Annotated in this window: 20 protein-coding genes; 7 read left to right on the top strand and 13 right to left on the bottom strand. The window is 74.0% G+C overall.

What is annotated here, in order from left to right:
* Positions 1-10 precede the first annotated feature (10 nt).
* Positions 11-241: a DUF2277 family protein gene (locus tag AB0883_RS01480; protein ID WP_366638546.1), complete on the top strand. Its 231-nt coding sequence runs from the start codon at positions 11-13 to the stop codon at positions 239-241.
* 90 nt (positions 242-331) lie between these two features.
* Here AB0883_RS01480 and AB0883_RS01475 read toward each other — a convergent pair whose 3' ends face one another.
* Positions 332-811, bottom strand: a complete 480-nt coding sequence (locus AB0883_RS01475; RefSeq protein ID WP_366638545.1) for a hypothetical protein — start codon at positions 809-811, stop codon at positions 332-334.
* Between the two features lie 214 nt (positions 812-1,025).
* The gene (selD, locus tag AB0883_RS01470; protein WP_366638543.1) at positions 1,026-2,015 is read right to left on the bottom strand and encodes a selenide, water dikinase SelD; all 990 of its coding nucleotides are present in this window, start codon (positions 2,013-2,015) and stop codon (positions 1,026-1,028) included.
* 190 nt (positions 2,016-2,205) lie between these two features.
* On the opposite strand from selD, the gene AB0883_RS01465 reads away from it, so the two are divergent.
* The 4 genes from AB0883_RS01465 to AB0883_RS01450 are packed head-to-tail and all read left to right on the top strand — an operon-like array spanning position 2,206 to position 5,609.
* Positions 2,206-2,961, top strand: a complete 756-nt coding sequence (locus tag AB0883_RS01465; protein WP_091620503.1) for an amino acid ABC transporter ATP-binding protein — start codon at positions 2,206-2,208, stop codon at positions 2,959-2,961.
* Between the two features lie 58 nt (positions 2,962-3,019).
* Positions 3,020-3,898: a glutamate ABC transporter substrate-binding protein gene (locus tag AB0883_RS01460; protein ID WP_366638541.1), complete on the top strand. Its 879-nt coding sequence runs from the start codon at positions 3,020-3,022 to the stop codon at positions 3,896-3,898.
* A 41-nt stretch (positions 3,899-3,939) separates the two neighbouring features.
* A complete protein-coding gene (locus tag AB0883_RS01455) occupies positions 3,940-4,647 on the top strand; it encodes an amino acid ABC transporter permease (protein WP_358091683.1) in 708 nt (235 codons plus the stop codon).
* A complete protein-coding gene (locus AB0883_RS01450) occupies positions 4,644-5,609 on the top strand; it encodes an amino acid ABC transporter permease (protein WP_366638540.1) in 966 nt (321 codons plus the stop codon). Before AB0883_RS01455 ends, AB0883_RS01450 begins: the two co-directional genes overlap by 4 nt.
* A gap of 97 nt (positions 5,610-5,706) precedes the next feature.
* Here AB0883_RS01450 and rny read toward each other — a convergent pair whose 3' ends face one another.
* The 10 genes from rny to AB0883_RS01400 all read right to left on the bottom strand — a co-directional run bounded on the left by rny (position 5,707) and on the right by AB0883_RS01400 (position 17,033).
* Positions 5,707-7,473, bottom strand: a complete 1,767-nt coding sequence (gene rny, locus AB0883_RS01445) for a ribonuclease Y (protein WP_366638539.1) — start codon at positions 7,471-7,473, stop codon at positions 5,707-5,709.
* Positions 7,474-8,334: 861 nt separating this feature from the next.
* A complete protein-coding gene (locus tag AB0883_RS01440; RefSeq protein ID WP_366638538.1) occupies positions 8,335-9,048 on the bottom strand; it encodes a 3-keto-5-aminohexanoate cleavage protein in 714 nt (237 codons plus the stop codon).
* Between the two features lie 217 nt (positions 9,049-9,265).
* Entirely contained in the window at positions 9,266-9,961 is a 696-nt protein-coding gene (locus AB0883_RS01435; RefSeq protein ID WP_366638536.1) for a regulatory protein RecX, read from the bottom strand.
* Positions 9,962-9,975: 14 nt separating this feature from the next.
* The gene (recA, locus tag AB0883_RS01430; protein ID WP_366638534.1) at positions 9,976-11,022 is read right to left on the bottom strand and encodes a recombinase RecA; all 1,047 of its coding nucleotides are present in this window, start codon (positions 11,020-11,022) and stop codon (positions 9,976-9,978) included.
* Positions 11,023-11,206: 184 nt separating this feature from the next.
* Positions 11,207-11,407 carry a DUF3046 domain-containing protein gene (locus tag AB0883_RS01425; protein WP_357087184.1) on the bottom strand — a complete coding sequence of 67 codons (201 nt, stop codon included), beginning with the start codon at positions 11,405-11,407 and terminating at the stop codon, positions 11,207-11,209.
* 4 nt (positions 11,408-11,411) lie between these two features.
* A complete protein-coding gene (locus tag AB0883_RS01420; RefSeq protein ID WP_366638533.1) occupies positions 11,412-12,719 on the bottom strand; it encodes an MFS transporter in 1,308 nt (435 codons plus the stop codon).
* A gap of 78 nt (positions 12,720-12,797) precedes the next feature.
* A complete protein-coding gene (locus AB0883_RS01415; protein ID WP_366638532.1) occupies positions 12,798-13,940 on the bottom strand; it encodes an acyl-CoA dehydrogenase family protein in 1,143 nt (380 codons plus the stop codon).
* A gap of 20 nt (positions 13,941-13,960) precedes the next feature.
* Entirely contained in the window at positions 13,961-14,479 is a 519-nt protein-coding gene (locus tag AB0883_RS01410; RefSeq protein ID WP_366638531.1) for a hypothetical protein, read from the bottom strand.
* A gap of 360 nt (positions 14,480-14,839) precedes the next feature.
* Complete coding sequence (locus AB0883_RS01405) at positions 14,840-15,580, bottom strand: UdgX family uracil-DNA binding protein (protein WP_366640216.1); 741 nt, start codon at positions 15,578-15,580, stop codon at positions 14,840-14,842.
* A 112-nt stretch (positions 15,581-15,692) separates the two neighbouring features.
* Positions 15,693-17,033: an aminotransferase class I/II-fold pyridoxal phosphate-dependent enzyme gene (locus AB0883_RS01400; RefSeq protein WP_366638529.1), complete on the bottom strand. Its 1,341-nt coding sequence runs from the start codon at positions 17,031-17,033 to the stop codon at positions 15,693-15,695.
* Positions 17,034-17,067: 34 nt separating this feature from the next.
* On the opposite strand from AB0883_RS01400, the gene AB0883_RS01395 reads away from it, so the two are divergent.
* Both AB0883_RS01395 and leuE read left to right on the top strand, forming a co-directional pair.
* The gene (locus tag AB0883_RS01395; protein ID WP_366638527.1) at positions 17,068-18,312 is read left to right on the top strand and encodes a bifunctional pyridoxamine 5'-phosphate oxidase family protein/GNAT family N-acetyltransferase; all 1,245 of its coding nucleotides are present in this window, start codon (positions 17,068-17,070) and stop codon (positions 18,310-18,312) included.
* Positions 18,309-18,977, top strand: coding sequence for a leucine efflux protein LeuE (leuE, locus tag AB0883_RS01390; protein ID WP_366638525.1), 669 nt, complete (start codon positions 18,309-18,311; stop codon positions 18,975-18,977). Before AB0883_RS01395 ends, leuE begins: the two co-directional genes overlap by 4 nt.
* Before the next feature lie 11 nt (positions 18,978-18,988).
* Here the strand turns inward: leuE and AB0883_RS01385 are convergent, their stop codons facing one another.
* On the bottom strand, positions 18,989-19,918 hold the full coding sequence (locus AB0883_RS01385; protein ID WP_366638523.1) for a sporulation protein: 930 nt from the start codon (positions 19,916-19,918) through the stop codon (positions 18,989-18,991).
* Between the last annotated feature and the right edge of the window lie 59 nt (positions 19,919-19,977).

Below are 19,977 nucleotides of genomic sequence, written 5' to 3'. Positions count from 1 at the left end.
AGGAGGAGCCGTGTGCCGGAGCATCAAGACCCTGCGTGAGCCGTACGTCGCCGAGGTGACCCCGGCCGACGTCGACGCCGCGGCGTTGCAGTACGTCCGCAAGATCTCGGGTTTCCGCAAGCCCGCCGCCCACAACGCCGCGGCCTTCGACGCGGCGGTCGCCGCCGTCGCCGCGGCCACCGCGACCCTGCTCGCCGAGCTGGAGGTACGCGGCGGCCGCTCCGCCAGCCCGGCGGGCTGACCCCGCCGCCGGGTCGACGATGACCTCGTCGGCCCGCCGGAAACCCCGGGGCCGGACGCCCCGGCAGGGCCGGCGGGTCGGCGGGCGGGGTCAGGCGGCGGCGAGCGCCGGAAGCACCGAGTCCGGCGCCCAGCGCGAGCGGTGGCACTGCGACCAGCCGCGACAGCGTGGATCGGCGTCGGTGCACAGCCGCTGGTCGGCGAGCACCTCGCCGTCGTCGGTCTCCCGGACGTCGAAGTGCACCGGCCGGATCGTGCCGTCGGGCGCGACGAGCAGGTGCCGCCCGGCGTCGAGCGTGTCGTCGCGCAGCAGGCAGTTGCGGTCCAGCAGCCGCGCCAGCGCGGCGATGCTGCCGTGTTCGGGCAGCCCTTCGGGCACCCCGTAGCAGTCCACGATCGTGGCGAACTCCCCCGGCGCCTGCCATACGTCGCAGATCACCGCGTACGTCGGCAGGCGGGTGGGGTCCGCCGCCGCCAGGGGCATCACCACCCGGCCGAGCGCCTCGGCCAGTGCCGGGTAGACCTCCACCGGCCGCACCTGCTCGATTCTCCAGTTCCACAGCTCGGTCATGCCGCCTCCTCGCTGTGCTCGTCCCACCGGCCTCCGGATCGGGCCTTACTGACGATGGTGGGGTGCATATGACCTCAGCCGGGGGCAAGTTACCGGTCTGTGACCATTCCGGGCAAAATTTCCTCGAGCGCCGTTGCTCCGAGTAGCGGAAAGGTGACAGTTTATCGGGTACGGTGGCCGGCCCGGCGCGCCGCCACGCCGGTCGGGTCGCCCCTCAGCGCACGACCACGCGGTGCTCCCCGGGCGGCAGCAGCTCGCCGACCACGGTGGCGCCCGGCAGCTCGCCGGCGACCAGCAGGCCGCCCGAGGTCTGCGCGTCGGCCAGCAGCAGCCGCTCCTCCTCGCGCACACCGCCGAAGTCGGTCCACGGGGTGACCCACTCCAGGTTGCGCCGGCTGCCGCCGCTGACGTGCCCGTCGCGCACCGCCTCCCGGGCGCCGGCCAGGTAGGGCACCCGGGCCGCGTCGATCGCCACCGTCAGGCGGCTCGCCCGGGCCAGCTTGGACGCGTGCCCGAGCAGGCCGAAGCCGGTCACGTCGGTGCCGCAACGGACGCCGGCCGCCACCGCGGCCCGCGCCGCGTCCCGGTTGAGGGTGGTCATCGCGGCGACCGCCTCGGGGAAGCTCTCGCCGGTGGCCTTGTGCCGGGTGTTGAGCACCCCGACGCCGAGCGGCTTGGTCAGCGACAGCGGCAGTCCCGCCCGGCCCGCGTCCAGGGTGATCAGCTCCTCCGGCCGGACCACCCCGGTGACGGCCAGCCCGTACTTGGGGCCCTCGTCGTCGACGCTGTGCCCGCCGGCGAGGTGGCAGCCGGCGTCGCGGGCCACGTCCTGCCCGCCGCGCAGCACCTCCCGGGCCAGCTCCAGCGGGAGCACGTCGCGCGGCCAGCAGAGCAGGTTGAGCGCGACGAGGGGGGTGCCGCCCATGGCATACACGTCGGAGAGGGCGTTCGTCGCGGCGATGCGCCCCCAGTCGTACGCGTCGTCGACCACCGGGGTGAAGAAGTCGGCCGTGGTGACCAGGCCGGTGCGCTCGTCGAGCCGGACCACCGCGGCGTCGTCGCCGTGGTCGAGCCCGACGAGCAGCTCGGCGGTGCCGGTGGCCGGGCCGAGCCCGGCGACCATGGTCTCCAGCTCCCCCGGGGGGATCTTGCACGCGCAGCCGCCACCCCGGGCGTACCGGGTGAGCCGTACCGGTTCCGTCATCCCCACATGATCTCCCCGGCCGCCCCGTCCCCGCTACGCGGGCGGGCCGGAGCGCGGTCAGAATCGGACTGTCGACCCCGTTCCGAACTGGTGTTATCGCTCCGTGACCAACTGAGTTGCATCCCGCCACATCCCCCCGCCTACAGTTGCCCAACCGGGGGTCACCCGACCCCGCGCGACGACAGGGACGGTGAACGACGTGACGACGGGCGAACCGCTCATCGTGCTGGACTCGGTCAACAAGTGGTTCGGGCCGCTGCACGTGCTGGACGACGTCTCACTGTCGGTCGGGCGCGGCGAGGTGGTCGTGGTGATCGGCCCGTCGGGCTCCGGCAAGTCGACGCTGTGCCGCACCATCAACCGCCTCGAACCGATCAGCTCCGGCACGATCACCTTCGACGGGCAGCCGCTGCCGGCCGAGGGCAAGGCGCTGGCGAAGCTGCGCAGCGAGGTCGGCATGGTGTTCCAGTCGTTCAACCTCTTCGCGCACAAGACGATCCTCGAGAACGTCACCCTCGGGCCGGTCAAGGTCCGCAAGGAGAAGCCGGCGGCGGCGCGCGAGCGCGGCCTGGCCCTGCTGGACCGGGTGGGCATCGCCAACCAGGCCGACAAGTTCCCGGCCCAGCTCTCCGGCGGTCAGCAGCAGCGGGTGGCGATCGCCCGGGCGCTGGCCATGCAGCCCAAGGCGATGCTCTTCGACGAGCCGACCAGCGCGCTGGACCCGGAGATGGTCGGCGAGGTGCTGGACGTGATGACGTCGCTGGCCCGCGAGGGCATGACCATGGTCGTGGTGACCCACGAGATGGGCTTCGCCCGGCACGCGGCGAACCGCGTCATCTTCATGGCCGACGGGCAGTTGGTCGAGGACGCGCCGCCGGCCGAGTTCTTCGCCAACCCGCGCAGCGAGCGCGCCAAGGACTTCCTCTCCAAGATCCTCACGCACTAGGCGTCCGTACCTGGAGCGCGCCGTCCCCCGGCGGGTTCCGTCGAAGAAGGAGAAGTGTATGCGTATCACGCGCGTAGCGGCGCTCGCGGCGGCCGCCACCCTGGCACTCGGCATGACCGCCTGCGGTGGCGACGACGCCGACGAGGGCACCGGCGCCGGCAGCAAGTCCTTCGCCGCCGGCAGCACGATGGAGCGCCTCAACAAGGCCCAGGCCATCAAGATCGGCACGAAGTTCGACCAGCCCGGCTTCGGCCAGAAGGGCCTGTCCGGCAAGCCGGAGGGCTTCGACGTCGAGGTCGCGAAGATCATCGTCAAGGAGCTGGGCATCCCCGAGGACAAGATCGAGTGGGTCGAGGCCCCCTCGAAGGTCCGCGAGGACGTGATCGTGAACGGCACGGTCGACCTGGTCGCCGCCACCTACACGATCAACCCCAAGCGCAAGGAGCGCATCGCGTTCGCCGGGCCGTACTACGAGGCCGGCCAGAACATCATGGTGAAGAAGGACGAGGCCGCCATCACCGGGCCGGACTCGTTCAAGGACGGCACCAAGAAGGTCTGCTCGGTCACCGGCTCCACGCCGGCCGAGGAGATCAAGAAGTACGTCAAGGACGTCGGCACCCAGCTGGTGCTCTTCGACACCTACGACAAGTGCCGCGACGCCCTCAAGGGCGGCCAGGTCGACGCCGTCACCACGGACAACGTGATCCTGCTCGGCTACATCGCCAAGGACGAGGCGTCGTTCAAGCTGGCCGGCGAGAACTTCACCAAGGAGCCGTACGGCCTCGGGGTGAAGAAGGAGGACACCGACTTCCGCAACTTCGTCAACGACACGCTGGAGAAGGCGTTCGCCGACGGCAGCTGGAAGAAGGCCTGGGACGACACCGCCGGCAAGTTCGGCGCCGAGCTCGGCGCCGCGCCGACCGTCGACCGCTACTGAGCTGATCCGTTGATCTGGAGGGTGGGGAGGAAGACCGGCCCGTGAGTGTGCTCATCGACAAGTTCGACGTCTTCGCGGGTGGTTTCTGGCTCACCCTCCAGATCTGCGTACTCGCCGCCGTCGGCGCCCTGATACTGGGCGCCGTCCTGGCGGTGCTGCGGATCTCCCCGGTGCCGCCGCTGCGGGCGGTCGGCACCGGCTACGTCAACGTCTTCCGCAACATGCCGCTGACCGTGGTGATGTTCTTCGCCGCGTTCGGCCTGCCGGCGCTCGGCTCCAACGCCGACTTCCTGCGCGTCCCCGGCCTCGACGCGGTGTTCAGCCGGCTCGACACCGATCTGCCGTACTTCCGCTTCGCGCTGATCGCGCTGGTGCTCTACACCGCGGCGTTCGTCTGCGAGGCGCTGCGCTCCGGCGTGAACGCCGTGCCCGCCGGCCAGGCGGAGGCCGCCCGGTCGCTGGGCCTCACCTTCGGCCAGAACCTGCGGTACGTGGTGCTGCCGCAGTCCTGGAAGGCGTCGGTGGTGCCGCTCGGGTCGGTGATCATCGCGATGATCAAGAACTCGGCGCTGGTCGGCTTCTTCGGCGTGGTCGGCGACCTCTCGCAGACCGCCGACCAGCTCACCTCGGCCGAGGGCTACGCCTTCGTCCCCGTCGCCATCGGCATCTCGATCGGATATCTGATCATGACCGTCCCCCTCGGCGCGCTCCTCGACCGGATCGAGAAGCGGCAGGCGGTGGCCCGATGAGCCAGCAGAGCGTCCTCTACGACGTCCCCGGCCCCCGGCAGCGCCGGCTCACGCTGATCGGCAGCGTGGTGGCGACGGTGCTGCTGCTCGCCGCCGTGTACTTCCTGGTCTACCGCCCGCTGGACGACAAGGGCCAGTTCTCGATGGAGCTCTGGGGGCCGCTGATCGACCCCTCCAACGAGAACTTCTCGCAGGTGTGGAAGCGGATCGGCACCGGCTTCCAGAACACGCTGACCGCCGCCGCCCTGGCGATCGTCTCCTCGCTGGTGGTCGGCACCCTGCTCGCGGTGCTGCGGATCCAGCTCAAGAGCCTGACCCGGCGCCGCTTCACCGGGCTCGCCACGCCGCTGGCGTACCTGCTGCGCGGGCTGAACATGCTGCTGTCGGCGGTCACCCGGGTCTGCGTCGAGGTGTTCCGGGGCCTGCCCGTGGTCATCACGATCTTCTTCGTGGCCCGCGGCTTCCCCGAGTTCGGCGTCTCGTTCGACACGCTGTGGTACCTGGTCATCGGCCTGACCATCTACAACTCCGTGGTGATCGCCGAGATCCTCCGCTCCGGCATGGAGGGCCTGCCCGGCGGGCAGGCCGAGGCGGCTGCCGCGATCGGGCTCTCCCCGGCGCAGACCACCCGGATGATCCTGCTGCCGCAGGCGTTCCGGATCATGCTGCCGGCGCTGATCAGCCAGCTCGTCGTGGTACTCAAGGACACCTCGCTCGGCTTCATCATCAGCTACGAGGAGACCCTGAACATCGGCAAGCAGATCATCGGCGCGCTGGACAATCCGATCCAGGTCTACGTCGTGATCGCGGTGATGTTCATCCTGGTGAACTACTCGTTGTCGAAGCTGGCCCAGTACGTCCAGCGCCGGCTCTCGCGCGGTCGCAAGACCGCCGGCACCCCGGCCCAGAACCCGCCCCCGTCGGCGCTCACCGCGCAGGTCGAGGGCACCGGCGGCGCCTGATCCCCACCCCACGACGAAGGGCCGGCCCGATCATCGGGCCGGCCCTTCGCGTTGCGCCGTCAGCGGGCGGCCCCGGCGGTGGAGGTCGGTCGCGCCGTCAGCGGGCGATCTCGGTGACCCGGGACTCGCGGACCACGGTCACCCGGATCTGACCCGGGTAGGTCAGCTCCTCCTCGATCTGCTTGGCCACGTCCCGGGCCAGCACGGCCGCGCCGATGTCGTCCACGTCGTCCGGCTTGACCATCACCCGGATCTCCCGGCCGGCCTGCATGGCGAAGACCTTCTCCACGCCGAGCTTGCCGGCCGCGATCTCCTCGATCCGCTCCAGCCGCTTGACGTACGCCTCCAGGCTCTCCCGCCGGGCCCCCGGCCGACCGCCCGAGCAGGCGTCGGACGCCTGGGTGAGGACGGCCTCGATGGTCTGCGGCGGCACCTCGTTGTGGTGCGCCTCGATCGCGTGGACGACGTCCTCGCTCTCGCCGTACTTGCGGGCCAGGTCGGCGCCGATGATGGCGTGGCTGCCCTCCACCTCGTGGGTGAGCGCCTTGCCGATGTCGTGCAGGAACGCCGAGCGCTTGATGATCGGCACGTCCAGCCGCAGCTCGGCGGCCATGATCCCGGCGATGTGCGCGGTCTCCACCAGGTGCTTGAGCACGTTCTGCCCGTACGACGTCCGGTAGCGCAGCCGGCCGAGCAGGGTGACCAGCTCCGGGTGGATCTCGGTGATGCCGACCTCGACCAGGGCGTCCTCGGCGGCCCGCTGGCAGAGCTCCTCCACCTCGTGCCGGGCCAGGTCGTAGACCTCCTCGATGCGGTGCGGGTGGATCCGCCCGTCCAGGACCAGCTTCTCCAGCGTCAGCCGGCCGACCTCCCGGCGCACCGGGTCGAAGCAGGAGAGCAGCACCGCCTCGGGGGTGTCGTCGATGATCAGGTTGACGCCGGTGACCGACTCGAAGGCGCGGATGTTGCGGCCCTCCCGGCCGATGATCCGCCCCTTCATCTCGTCGCCGGGCAGGTGCAGGACGCTGACCACGCTCTCCGCCGTCTGCTCGCTGGCGACCCGCTGGATGGCGTCCACGACGATGTGCCGGGCGCGCTGCTCGGCGGTGCCGCGGGCGTCGGACTCGATGTCGCGGACCAGCAGGGCGGCCTCCCGCTTGGCCTGGCCCTCGATTGCCTCGATGAGCTCCGCCCGGGCCGCGTCGGCGGTGAGGCCGGCGACCCGCTCCAGCTCGCGACGCCGGTGCTCCTCCGCCTCGGCCAGCTCGGCCTCCCGCTGGGCGAGGGCGGCCTCGCGGGCCGACAGGGCCGCGCTGGCGGCGGTGAGCTGCCGCTCCCGCTCGGCGAGCCGCTCCACCTCCTCGGTGTGCAGCCGCTCGCGCTCGTCCATCCGGGCCGCCCGCCGCTCCACTTCGGCGGCCTGCTCGCGGGTGGTGGCGGCGAGCACCGCGACCTCCCGCTCGCCGCTGCGCCGGGCGGTGGCCCGCAGCTGCTCCGCGTCGGCCTCGGCCTGCTTGTGGGCCCGTTCCAGGACGGTGTCGGCCTCCGCCCGGGCGTCGTCGAGCACCCGGCGGGCCTCCGCCCGGGCCGCCTTCGCCTCGGCCTTCGCGGCCGCCGCCTCGGCGCGGGCCGCCGCGGCGGCGGACTTCGCCACGTCGATCGTGCTGTTGGCCTCGTCGGCGGCGGTGCGCAGGGCCGCGAGGGACTGCTCCTGCCGGTCCTTCTCGGCGATGAAGGCGGGATCCTCGGGCGCCGGCGCCGCACCGAAGCGGCGCAGCGCCCGCACGCCGAGCAGCACCGCCCCGAGCACGACCACGGTCAGGACCAGCACCACGGCGAGGATCACGATGTCGAACCCGCTCATGCCGACGCCCCGTCCCGGACGGTGGCCACGGGGCCCGGCCCGACCGGCCCGCTCATGTCGGGACCCCGGTGGAACTGCGCCGCCTCGCCATGGCCGCCTCCCCTGAACGTCGGGACCGCAGCGACCGTGCCGATGGGCACGCACCCTGCGGCTGTGGACGCCCGACCGGAGCGACTGGCCGTGGGGTAGCTTCCGTCGGCGGTGCCCACGCGGGAGCATCGCCGACGGCCGGGTGCAGTTGTCACGCCAGCGTCGGACCGGCCAGTCCGACGCTGCCGTCAATGACCGATCGGATCGGCCAAAGTGATGCTGTTCCGTTACGCGATCTATGTTGTGCGCTTAGCCTGCGCTTGGTCGGGCAATGTGAGCCTGTATGGCGAGGCTAGGTCTCCCGGGGGGCTCCGGTCAAGAACTCATGATCAAACCCCCCGAACGGAGAGAAGTTGTCACGTCACGCAAAGTTGATGCACGCCCGGACACCGGCGGACAAAACGGCAGCCGGTCGGGCCGCCCGCCGCGTCGGCCCTGCTCAGCGGGGCCCGAGCGCCCGCCCGCCGAGGCACCACCCGACGGCCGCGCGCGCGTACCCGCCGTCGCGCCACCGGCCGGCTGTGACGCAACCGTCTGCGCCGCCACGCTCGCCGGAACCCACGGGTAGCCGCACGACCGCACCACTCCCCTGATCGTCTGTCACCGAGCCGGCCGTTCCCGGGGCCCGCCGCCGGCCCTCGTCAACCGATCGTGAGCGCGCGACGGGGCCGGCGAGCCGCGGTGGCGCGGCGGCGGGGCCGTGGGGCCGTGGGGCTGGCGCCGGGGTCGGGCGGGTCAGCGGTGCCTCCTGCCCCACCCACGACACACCGGTCAACGGGCGCCCGCCGCCAGCGCCGCCGTCACCAGCGCGGCGTTGTCGGGCGCGGGCGAGCCGTCGGGCAGCGACAGCGTGTCCTCCAGCCCGACGCGGCTGTGCAGGCCCCGGCGTACCGCCTCGGTCAGCACCGACCAGGTCGCCGGCCCCTCGGCGTGCAGCAGGACCGGCGGGCTTCCGGCCGCGGGGGACGGCAGCGCCGCCAGCATCGCGGCGGCGTCCGCGAGCGCCACCGCAGGGTCCTCGGCCATGCACTCGATCAGGATCCGCCCGGCGGGCACCCGCCACCGCGCGTACGCACCGACCGCGTCGACCGTCCAGAGCCCCGCCTCGACCATGACGCCCCGCGCGTGCAGGGCCGCCGCCACCGCCTCCGCGCCCGGCTCGTGAGCATTGACCGAGGCGAAGTCGGGCAGCACGGTCCAGGCCCGGACCGCGGCCACCCGGGCGGCCGGCTGCGGCTCGATCCAGGCCCCGGTGCTCACCCCGACCGGCAGCCCCGGCCGGGCGGCCCGGATCGCGTCCAGCGCGGCGGCGACCACCGGCGGGTGCAGGGACTCCCGGCCGGCGGCGTCCCGCGGATGCACGTGCACCGCGCCGACCCCGAGCGCCGCGCAGCGGGCCGCGTCGGCCGCCAGCTCGGTCGGGGTGACCGGCAGCGCCGGATGCTCGTCCCGCCCACGGGCCCCGTTGAGGCACGCCTTCAGCATCGAAGTCTCCCTCCGCCCACCGCCGGGCCCCGCGGCTTCGTCACCCACACGCCTCCGACGCCAAGTCCCACCGAGAGGTTCGCCGCCCTGTCGCGACACGCCCTCTCCGGCCAACCCGACCGACCCGACCGGGCCACCTCCGGTCCGGCTGCCGGGCTCAGGGGCCCGTCGCGACGCGCCTTTGAGCAGCGGGCCCGTCCCGGCCCGGCGCTCCCGTTCACCCGAGGGGGCGGTTGTCCCGGTCCAGCTCGCCCTCGGCCTCGGCGAGCGCGTCGGCGTCGATCTGCTCGGCGAACTCGGCCGCCTCGGCACTCTGCGCGGCGAGCGCGTCCTTCACCGCCCGGATCGCCACGCCCGGCGGGTAGCCCTTGCGGGCCAGCATGGCCACCAGCCGCCGGAAGACCGCGTCCGGCTCGCCCCGGGCGGTGCGCAGCTTCCGCTCCACCAGGGCGCGGGCGGTCTCGGCCTCGGTCTCCTCGTCAAGCTCGCCGAGCGCCTCGCTCGCGACCTCGCCGTCCACCCCGCGCTGGCGCAGCTCGTTGGCCAGCGCCCGGCGGGCCAGGCCCCGGCCGGAGTGCCGGCTGGCCACCCAGGCCCGGGCGAAGGCGGCGTCGTCGATGATGCCGACCTCGTCGTAGCGGTCGAGCACCTCCGCCGAGATCTCGTCGGAGACGCCCCGCTTCGCCAGCGCCCCGGCCAGCTCGGCGCGGGTGCGGGGCCGGACGGCAAGCTGACGCAGGCAGATCTCCCGCGCCAGCTCGGCCTCGTCGCGCGGCGGGGCCGGGGGCGCCTCGGGGTCGGTGTCGTCGGTACGGCCGCGCCGGGCCCGGCGGGGCCGCGGCGCGCTGTCGTCGCCCGTGCGGGCGGGGCTGGCATCCCAGCCCCGCCCGGTGCGGGCGCGTCGTCCTGCCACGGGTCAGGGGCCGGTCAGAAGTCGACCGGCGGCAGCTCCGGGCCACCGGCGGCGTCGCCCGCGCCGATCCCGACGCCGAGCTTCTCCAGGATCTTCTTCTCGATCTCCGCGGCGACGTCCGGGTTCTCCCGGAGGAACTCGCGGGCCTTCTCCTTGCCCTGGCCCAGCTGGTCGCCGTCGTAGGTGTACCAGGCGCCGGACTTGCGGATGATCGCCTGCTCGACGCCGACGTCGATCAGCGAGCCCTCGCGGGAGATGCCCTTGCCGTACATGATGTCGAACTCGGCCTGCTTGAACGGCGCGGCGACCTTGTTCTTCACGACCTTGACCCGGGTGCGGTTGCCGACCACGTCGGTGCCGTCCTTGAGGCTCTCGATGCGGCGCACGTCTAGCCGGACCGAGGCGTAGAACTTCAGGGCCCGGCCACCCGTGGTGGTCTCGGGGCTGCCGAACATCACGCCGATCTTCTCGCGGAGCTGGTTGATGAAGATCGCCGTGGTGCCGGTGTTGTTGAGCACACCGGTGATCTTCCGCAGCGCCTGGCTCATCAGCCGCGCCTGGAGACCCACGTGGCTGTCACCCATCTCGCCCTCGATCTCGGCGCGCGGCACCAGCGCGGCCACCGAGTCGATGACGATGATGTCGATCGCGCCGGAGCGGACGAGCATGTCCGTGATCTCCAGCGCCTGCTCGCCGGTGTCCGGCTGGGAGACCAGCAGGGCGTCGGTGTCGACACCGAGGGCCTTGGCGTACTCCGGGTCGAGCGCGTGCTCGGCGTCGACGAAGGCGGCGATGCCGCCGGCCCGCTGGGCGTTGGCCACCGCGTGCAGGGCCACCGTGGTCTTACCGCTGGACTCCGGACCGTAGATCTCGACGACCCGGCCCCGGGGCAGACCGCCCACGCCGAGCGCCACGTCGAGCGCGATCGAACCCGTCGGAATCACCGAGGTCTGGACGACCGGCCGCTCTCCCAGCCGCATCACCGAACCCTTGCCGAACTGCTTGTCGATCTGAGCGAGAGCAAGGTCGAGTGCCTTCTCCCGATCGGGCCCTGCGGCCATGTTTGCCACCCCTGCCTTCGCCGGCGTCTTTCCTGAGCTTCGCGTCACGCGGACACGCTAGGCGCTGGGTCCGACAGAAAACCAGCCGACCGGCCGTGAGCTGTGGACGAGCACCCCGCTGTGGACAATAGCCGAACAGGTGTACGAGTCGGCAAGCGACACGCGGAAGCCGCGAAACGGCTGCTCAGCGTAGTCGGGCGGGCACCCGGTCGGGATAGGCGGCGCAGACCGCCCGCCACACCACGTGGGCCTGCTCGCCCGACGCCAGGGCCTGCTCGATGGTCCGCCCACCGAGCTGCGAGAGGACCTGGTCGCGGGCGATGCTGCCCGCGTAGCCGGGCCCGAAGGCCTCCTCCAGCCGGGACCAGAAGTCGGTCAGCCGCACGTGATCAGTCCTCCTCGTCCGGTGCCCCCACCGGCACCGGCCGCAACGCTAGCGTCACCAGGGGCACCACCGCGACCGCCGCGAGCCCGGTGAGCACCGGGTAACCGGCCGCCTCCACGACAAACCCGCTGACCGCCCCGGCGGCGGCGCCGGCCAGGCCCATGGTCAGGTCGGAAAGCCCCTGCACGCTCGGCCGGATCCCCACCGGCACCGACTCCGACAGCAGCGTCGAGCCCGCGACCATGGTCCCCGACCAGCCCAGGCCGAGCAGGAACAACCCGACCGAGAGCCAGGCCGTGTGGTGCCCGGCCGTGCCGGCGACCGCGCACGCCGCGAGCAGCAGCCCGACGCCGCCGAGGATCACCGCCCGGCGGCCGGCCCGGTCGGTGAGCCAGCCCGCCACCGGGGCCAGCGCGTACATGCCGGCGATGTGCAGGCTCAGCACGAGACCGACCACGCGCAGCACGTCGGCGTCGTCGTGCCACTCGTGCAGGCGCACCGGGGTCATCACCATCACCGCGACCATGACCAGGTGGCCGACCGCCACCGCGACGATGCCGAGCCGGGCGGCCGGCCGCGCGCGTACCACCGCCCAGGCGGCCCGCATGCCCGCACCGCGCCGGGCGGTCGGCGCCGGCACGACGACGGGGGCCGCCGGGGTGGCGGTCGCCGCCAGCCGGCGCGCCGTGAGCAGCGGGTCCGGCCGCAGCAGCGCCAGGATCGCCCCGGCGGCCAGCACGAGCGCGACGGCGCTGAACGCGAACGGACCGGCCAGCGTCGGCAGCCCCCAGCCGCTGGTGGTGCGGTCGGCGAGCGAGGCGAAGTTCGGCGCGGCGACCGCGCCGAGGGTGGTGGCCCAGACGATCAACGAGAGTTGGCGGCCCCGGCGCGCCGGCTCGGCCAGGTCCACCGCCGTGTAGCGGGCCTGGAGGTTGGCCGCGCTGCCGCCGCCGAACAGGAGCATGCCGAGGAAGAGCAGCGGGACCCAGCGGGTCACCGCGGCGAGGACCACCAGAGCGCCGCCGGCCGCGCCGGTCAGGTACGCCACGACCAGGCCGGGCCGCCGGCCACGGACGGTCATGATCCGGGTGACCGGCACGGCGAGCAACGCCCCGCCCACCACGGCGGCGCTGCTGACCAGGCCCGCCACGGCGGTGCCGGCGATGTCGGAGGCGAGCAGCGCCCCGACGGCGACGCCGATGGTCACCCCGATCCCGCCGATGATCTGGGTGACGAAGAGCAGCCGCAGGGTACGCCGCTGGATGGTCGCGACGTCGGGCGCGGCGAGCGGCGCGGCGAGGTCGGTGGCCATGGCGGCTCCTTCGGAGTAAGGGGCGAGATGCCATCTCATCCTTGCGCACCAGCCCCGCCGCCCGGCAGCCGGTTGACGCTACAGCCCGAGGCCCCGGCCGATGATCTCCTTCATGATCTCGGTGGTGCCGCCGTAGATCGTCTGCACGCGCCCGTCCAGCCACGCCTTCGCCACCGGGTACTCCAGCATGTAGCCGTAGCCGCCGTGCAGCTGCACGCAGCGGTCGGCGACCCTGTTCTGCAGCTCGGTGGTCCACCACTTCGCCTTCGCCGCGTCGGTGACCGAGAGCCGGCCGGCGTTGTGCTCCGCGACGCAGTGGTTGACGAAGGTGCGGGCGATGGTGACCTCGGTGTCCAGCTCGGCCAGCAGGAAGCGGTTGTGCTGGAACGCGCCGATCGGCCGGCCGAACGCCTGCCGGGAGCGGGCGTAGTCGAGGGTGACGGCGAGCAGCCGCTCGGCGGCGGCCACCGCGGCGACCGCGATGCTGAGCCGCTCCCGGGGCAGGTTGGCCATCAGGTGGTAGAAGCCGTGGTTCTCGGTGCCGATCAGGTTCTCCGCCGGCACCCGGCAGTCGTCGAAGAACAGCTCGGCGGTGTCGTTGGCCTTGAGCCCGACCTTGGCCAGCCGCCGGCCCCGGGAGAAGCCGGGGGTGCCGCTCTCCACCGCGATCAGGCTCACCCCGTGCGCGCCCTGGTCGGGCGCGGTACGCACGACCACGACCACCAGGTCGGCCATCTCCCCGTTGGTGATGAAGGTCTTCTGGCCGTTGAGTACCCAGCTGTCGCCGTCGCGGACCGCGCTCGTGCGGATCCCGGCCAGGTCGGAGCCGGCCCCCGGCTCGCTCATCGCGATCGCGGTGACCAGGTCGCCGGAGCAGAACCCGGGCAGCCAGCGCTTGCGCTGCTCGTCGGTGGTCAGCTCGGTCAGGTACGGCGCCACCACGTCGTTGTGCAGGCCGAAGCCGAGCCCGGTGCAGCCGGCGGCGACGATCTCCTCGTCCAGCACGGCGTTGAACCGGAAGTCCCGCTGCCCGCCGCCGCCGTACTCCGCGTCGACGTCCATGCCCAGCAGGCCGGCCGCTCCGGCCCGGTGCCACACCTCACGGTCGACGATGCCGTCGGCCTCCCAGCGCTCGTGGTGGGGCACCGCCTCGCGGGTCAGGAACTCGCGGCACAGCTCGCGGAACTCCTCGTGGTCGCGCTCGTAGAGATGCTGCTCCATGGCGGCAAGTGTGGCACCGCTCACCCGCCCTGCCCAGGGCCGCCGAGCGGGCGTTCCAGTCGGCGCACCCTGGTCAGGGTCAGTGCGGCGACGCCGAGCACGACGGCGAGGACGGTGCCGAGCAGTCCGGCGGTCAACGGCCGGTCGAGCGCCGCCGCGAGCGCGGCCAGTCCGCCGAAGAGCGCGACGCCGCCCGCCAGGCCGAGCACCGCCCCTCGCCGGGCCACGGGCAGGTGGTCGACCGTGGCCGCCCGGGCCCGCTCGTCGGCGGGAAGCCGGCCCCGACGCAGCGCCCGGCGGGCCGCCTCCCACGCCGGATCGCGGTCGGCCCGCACGACCCAGCCGAGGGCCACCGGGAACAGCCCCCAGGGCACGCCGCCCACCCCCGCGCCGAGCAGGGCCTCCGCCGGAGAACGACCGGAGCCGTCGAGCAGCCGCGCCACGAACCAGGCGGCGGTGGCGAACGCGGCGGCCAGCACGTACGGGCCGGGCGCGCCCAGCCGGATCAGTGGCGGACGGCGGGTGCGGCGGGGGGACATGCCCGGAAGCGGTACCCGGTGACCCCGGCGGGCACTCCTCCGTACTCCCCCGGACCGCGCACCAGTGCCTGCCGACGTGGCCAAGCGGCCAGCCGCTGGGCCCGGGGCGCGGGCTTCGGCGGGCGAAGACGCGATCGGGGCGGGCCGGGCGCTTCCTCTGGAGCTGATGTCACGAACGCATCAGGTGCCACCGAACGCCCTGATGTCGCAAACGACTCAGCTCGAAAGGGCCAGCGCGGCAACCCTGCCCGGGCCGGTGCCTCCGCATCGCCCGAGGCCCACGCCGCCCCAAAGCCTGCTGCCCGCGCTGCTCACGCCGGGCCGCAGCGGGGTCCGGGCCGCAGCGTGGTCCGGGCCCCGCTACCGGCCGGCGAGGGCGCGGGCGGCGACGGTGAGGTCGGCGACCAGCCCCTCGTACGCCTTGTCCTGGTCGTCCGCGCGCAGCACGGCGGACGGGTGGATGGTGGCCAGCAGCCGCGTCGGCGGGGCGTCGGCGACGGCGCCCCCGGCGTCCACGGGCACCCGCCGGAAGTCCTCCGGGTGCTGGGCCGAATCCGGCCAGGGCAGCAGCTCGCCGCGCTGGCGGGTCACCCCGAACGTCGGGCCGAGCAGGGCCTTGGCGGCGGTGGCGCCGAGCACCACCACGATCTCCGGGCGCAGCCGGGCGAACTCGGCCACCAGCCAGGGCCGGCAGGCGGTGATGTGCACCCGGTCGGGGGTCTGGTGGATGCGCCGCTTGCCGCGCTGCTCGAAGCGGAAGTGCTTCACGGCGTTGGTGAGGTAGATGTGGCCCGGGTCGAGTCGCGCGTCGTCGACCGCCCTGCGCAGCAGCCGGCCGGCCGGGCCGACGAACGGCAGGCCCTTCTGGTCCTCCATGTCGCCGGGCTGCTCGCCGACGAAGACCACCCGCGCACCGGCGTCGCCGCGACCGAAGACCGTCTGCGACGCGTCCCGGTAGAGCTCGCAGCCCCGGCAGCCGGCGGCGGCGGCGCGCAGGTCGTCGAGGGTGTCGGCCCGCGGCGGGATGAACTTCTGCGCGCCCGGCGCGGTCTCGGTCTGCTCGGCCATGGCGACTGTTCTACCCGGTGCGGGAGGAAACAGGCGCGGGGACCCGCCGGGCGGGACACGCCGGTGTGAACAAAGTGGACGGTGTGAGCGGAGTGACGACGCGGTTCGCCCGCACCGGGCCGTCCGGGTCACGTCGGGCTCCCGCTCACGCCGTGAAGCCGGCGACCGGGGCGGGCCGGACCGCCCGGGCCACCGCCTCGGCCAGGTCCGGGATCTCCGCCTCGTCGAGCGAGCTGACGGTGATCCGCAGCGCCGGCGGACCGGCGATCCGGTGCAGCGCGCCGGGCGCGACCGCCCAGCCGGCGTCGCGCAGCGCCGTCAGCACGCTGGTCTCGTCGTCGACCGGCAGCCAGACGTTGATGCCGCTGCGGCCGTGGGCGGCCAGGCCGTGCTCGGCGAGCGCGTCGATCAGCGCCGCGCGCCGCCGCTCGTAGCTGCCGGCGGCCCGCTCCACCAGCCCGACCACGGCGGGGTCCCGCCAGAGCGCCAGGACCAGCCGTTGCAGCACCGTGGAGACCCAGCCGGCGCCGACCCGGGCCCGACCGGCCACCCGGGCCACCGTGGTCTCGTCGCCGACCAGCACGGCCAGCCGCAGGTCGGGGCCGAACGGCTTGCTCACCGAGCGGACGAAGGCCCACGTCGGGGTCGCCCCGGCGAGCGGGTGCAGCGGTACGCGGGCCAGCTCGGCGGCGTGGTCGTCCTCGATCAGCAGCAGGTCGGACCGCCCGGCGAGCAGGGCGCGCAGCTCGCCGGCCCGTTCGGCGGAGACCGCCGCGCCGGTGGGGTTCTGGGCCCGGCTCGTCACGATCAGCGCCCGGGCGCCGGCGGCGAGCGCGGCGGCGACCCCGCCGACGAGCGGCCCGTCGTCGTCGACCGGCACGCCGATCGGCCGCAGCCCGAGCGCGGCGACCAGGTCGAGCAGGTTGGCCCAGCCCGGGTCCTCGACCGCGACCGCGTCCCCGGGGCGCAGGTGCGCGCCGAGCAGTCGCTCGATGCCGTCCAGCGCGCCGCCGGTGACGGTCAGCTCCGCCGCCGGCACGCCGTCGGCGGCCAGCCGCTCGCGGGCCGCCTCGGCCAGCTCGGGCAGCACGCCGGCCGCCGGGTAGCCGACCGGCTCCCCCGCGGTGGCGGCCAGGCCGGCGAGGTGCGCCCCGAGGGGTGGCAGCAGCCGCACGTCCGGCTCGCCCCGGGAGAGGTCGCGCAGGCCGGGGGCGGTCGGCGGGCGCAGCGCGGAGCGCCGGGAGGCCACCGGCGGTCGGGGCCGGACCCGGGTGCCGTGCCGGCCGGCGGTGACCACCAGGCCCCGCTGGCGCAGCTCCTGGTAGGCGCGGGCGGCGGTGGCCGGGCTCACCGCGAGCCGGGCGGCGAGCTCCCGCACCGGGGGCAGCGCGTCGCCCGGGGCGAGGGCGGCGGAGCGGATGCCCGATTCGATGCTGGCCGAAATCTCGGCGGCCGTCGCGCCGACGACCTGATAGCGTGCTGACACAAATCAGAGATTGTACTAGAACAAAGGTCGAGCCATGTACGCACCCACCGACCGGACCACCGCCAGCCGCTCCCGGGAGCGGATGAGCTACGACGAGGCCGCCGCGCACGCCGTCCTCGACGAGGCGTACGACTGCGCGCTCGGGTTCACCGTCGACGGCGAACCCCGGGTGCTGCCCACCCTGCACGTGCGCGTCGGCGACACCCTCTACCTGCACGGCTCCACCGGCAGCCGGCCGCTGCTCGCCGCCCGGGGCGAAGGGCTGCCGGTCTGCGTGGCGGTCACCCTGCTCGACGGCCTCGTCTACGGCCGCTCGCAGTTCCACCACAGCGCCAACTACCGCTCGGTGGTCGCGCACGGCACCGCCCGCCTGGTCACCGACGAGCGGGAGAAGCTGCGGATGCTGACCGCCCTGGTGGAGAAGGCCGCCCCGGGGCGCAGCGCCGACAGCCGACCCCCGTCGCGCCGGGAGCTGGCCGAGACGGCCGTGCTGGCCCTGCCGCTGCGGGAGGTGTCGGTGCGCGCCCGCGCCGGCGGCGTACGCGACGAGGAGACCGACCTCGCCCTACCGCACTGGGCCGGCGTGGTGCCGCTGCGGCTGACCGTCGGGCTGCCCGAACCCGACGCCGGGGTGACCGCGCCGGTGCCGGCGTACCTGCGGCCGGAGACGTCGCCGTGGCTCGACCCGGCGGTGCTGCGCGGGGAGCACGTGCTGCTGGAACCGCTCGACCTCGCGCACGCCGACGAGCTGCACGCCGCCACCGCCGACCCCGAGGTCTGGCGGCACCTCGGCAGCCCGCAGCCGGCCGACCCCGCCGGCACCGCCGACGAAATCGCCGTCGCCCTGGCCGCCCACCGGCGGGGCGAGCGGGTGCCGTGGGTGCAGCGCTGCGCGGTGACGGGCACGGTGGTCGGCACCACCTCCTTCTACGAGGTGGACCCGGAGCGCCGGGCGGTGGCGATCGGCTACACCTACCTGGGCCGCCCCTGGTGGCGCACCGGGATCAACACGGAGGCGAAGCTGCTGCTGCTCACCCGCGCCTTCGATGAGCTGGGCGCGGTACGGGTGGTCTGGCACACCGACATCCGCAACGGGCGCTCGCAGCGGGCGATCGAGCGCCTCGGCGCGTCCCGCGAGGGGGTGCTGCGCCGGCACCGGATCCGTCCGGACGGCACCTGGCGGGACACCGTGCAGTATTCGATGACCGTCGACGAGTGGCCGAACGCACAGGTCACGCTCCGGGAAAGGCTTCGCCGGGAGGCACCCGTGGCCCCATGATGGCGGGCGTGCTGGGCATCACCGACATCTGGACGTACGTGCTGGGCACCGTGGCGATCGTTCTGCTGCCCGGTCCCAACTCCCTCTTCGTGCTCTCCACCGCCGCGCAGCGGGGCGTGGCGGCCGGCTACCGGGCGGCCGGCGGGGTCTTCGTCGGCGACGGGGTGCTGATGTTCCTCTCCGCCGCCGGCGTGGCGTCGCTGGTCCAGGCGTACCCGTCGCTCTTCCTCGTGATCAAGTACGCCGGCGCCGCGTACCTCGGCTATGTGGGGTTGACGATGCTGCGCGGCGCGTGGCGACGCTGGCGGACCCGCAACGACCCGGCCGCCCCGCGCCTCATCGACGCCGCGGAGCCGGCGGCGATGCGCAGCCCGTTCCGCAAGGCGATGGTGATCAGCCTGCTCAACCCGAAGGCGATCCTCTTCTTCGTCTCGTTCTTCATCCAGTTCGTGGACCCGGGCTACGCCTGGCCGGCGCTGTCGTTCCTGCTGCTCGGGCTCATCGCCCAGGTCACCAGCGTGCTCTACCTGACCGCGCTGATCTTCACGGGCACGTTCCTGGCGGCGCAGTTCCGTCGGCGCCACCGCCTGGCCGCCGGCGCCACCACGGGCGTCGCCGCGCTCTTCCTCGGCTTCAGCCTCAAGCTGGCCACCGCGACCGCCTGACCCCGGTCGGGTCACGTGCCGTCGCCGCCGCCGGAGCCGCCGCCGATGCCGCCCCCGCCGGCGGTGCCGCCCAGCCCGAAGCCGGGGTGGATCGGCTCGTCCGGCGGGCGGCTGACGTGCGCCGACCCCGTGAGGGTCGCGGACCAGTCGGCGTGCGCGGCGGCCGCGGCGTGCCGGTTGATCGCCGTACGCAGCCAGGCGTCCACGGTCGCGATCCAGTCCCGCTTGTCGGCGCCGGCGTGCCAGACCCGGAACCGGCTGATGCTCTGGTGGGTGATCCCGGCCAGGGCCAGCCGCCGGTCCAGCCAGAGGATCACCTCCAGCCCGGCCGGCTCGGCGATGAAGATCAGCTCCAGCTCGGTGATCGGCCCGGCGTAGAGCGGCGCCACCCAGTAGCCGAGCCGCTGGTGCAGCGGCAGGGTCTGGGCCACCCCCGGCAGCCGCGCGTCGACCAGGCCGGCCTGGCGCATGCTGAAGCCGAGCGTGTCGAGGGCCGCCAGGACGTGCGCCTGGGTGGGCAGCGGATGCACGAAGACCGGCACCATCGCGCCCTGGTCGAGGCGGGGCTCGACCGCCACCTCCGTACGCAGCCCCATCCGCAGGCTGAGCAGGGGCGCCCCGCCGAACACGGTCACCGGGGTCTCCCACGGCAGCGGGAACTCGAACGGGATCGACCGGCCCCGCCCGGCCCGCAGCACGAAACCGCCGGCCACCGTCGCCTGGTGGAACTGCACCAGGCGACGGGGAGCCTCCGGGTCGTCCGGCTCGGCCGTGGTGACCAGGCCGAGCCGGACGTGCAGGACGGGTACGTCGGTGGAGCCGGCGACGACGGTGACCCGCCCCGGCAGCCGCAGCCCGGGACGGGTGCTCGCGTTGGCCAGGGCCGTGCGCACCGACAGGCCGGTCCAGCCGGACTCGGGCGACACCCCCGTCAACCGCACGGCACTCCCCCGTCCGCCACCGGGCCAGCTCGGCCACTTCCATGGTCGCGGACCCGGCG

The sequence above is a fragment of the Micromonospora sp. NPDC047812 genome, assembly GCF_040704175.1.
GTDB lineage: Bacteria > Actinomycetota > Actinomycetes > Mycobacteriales > Micromonosporaceae > Micromonospora.
Note: the sequence above shows the minus strand (reverse complement) of the source record. Positions and strands in the feature narration are given on the sequence as shown.

Coding starts and splice junctions, on each gene's coding strand:
- AB0883_RS01475 (WP_366638545.1), bottom strand. CDS start 811: ATGACCGAGCTGTGGAACTGGAGAATCGAGCAGGTGCGGCCGGTGGAG.
- selD (WP_366638543.1), bottom strand. CDS start 2,015: ATGACGGAACCGGTACGGCTCACCCGGTACGCCCGGGGTGGCGGCTGC.
- AB0883_RS01460 (WP_366638541.1), top strand. CDS start 3,020: ATGCGTATCACGCGCGTAGCGGCGCTCGCGGCGGCCGCCACCCTGGCA.
- AB0883_RS01450 (WP_366638540.1), top strand. CDS start 4,644: ATGAGCCAGCAGAGCGTCCTCTACGACGTCCCCGGCCCCCGGCAGCGC.
- rny (WP_366638539.1), bottom strand. CDS start 7,473: ATGAGCGGGTTCGACATCGTGATCCTCGCCGTGGTGCTGGTCCTGACC.
- AB0883_RS01440 (WP_366638538.1), bottom strand. CDS start 9,048: ATGCTGAAGGCGTGCCTCAACGGGGCCCGTGGGCGGGACGAGCATCCG.
- recA (WP_366638534.1), bottom strand. CDS start 11,022: ATGGCCGCAGGGCCCGATCGGGAGAAGGCACTCGACCTTGCTCTCGCT.
- AB0883_RS01420 (WP_366638533.1), bottom strand. CDS start 12,719: ATGGCCACCGACCTCGCCGCGCCGCTCGCCGCGCCCGACGTCGCGACC.
- AB0883_RS01415 (WP_366638532.1), bottom strand. CDS start 13,940: ATGGAGCAGCATCTCTACGAGCGCGACCACGAGGAGTTCCGCGAGCTG.
- AB0883_RS01410 (WP_366638531.1), bottom strand. CDS start 14,479: ATGTCCCCCCGCCGCACCCGCCGTCCGCCACTGATCCGGCTGGGCGCG.
- AB0883_RS01395 (WP_366638527.1), top strand. CDS start 17,068: ATGTACGCACCCACCGACCGGACCACCGCCAGCCGCTCCCGGGAGCGG.
- leuE (WP_366638525.1), top strand. CDS start 18,309: ATGATGGCGGGCGTGCTGGGCATCACCGACATCTGGACGTACGTGCTG.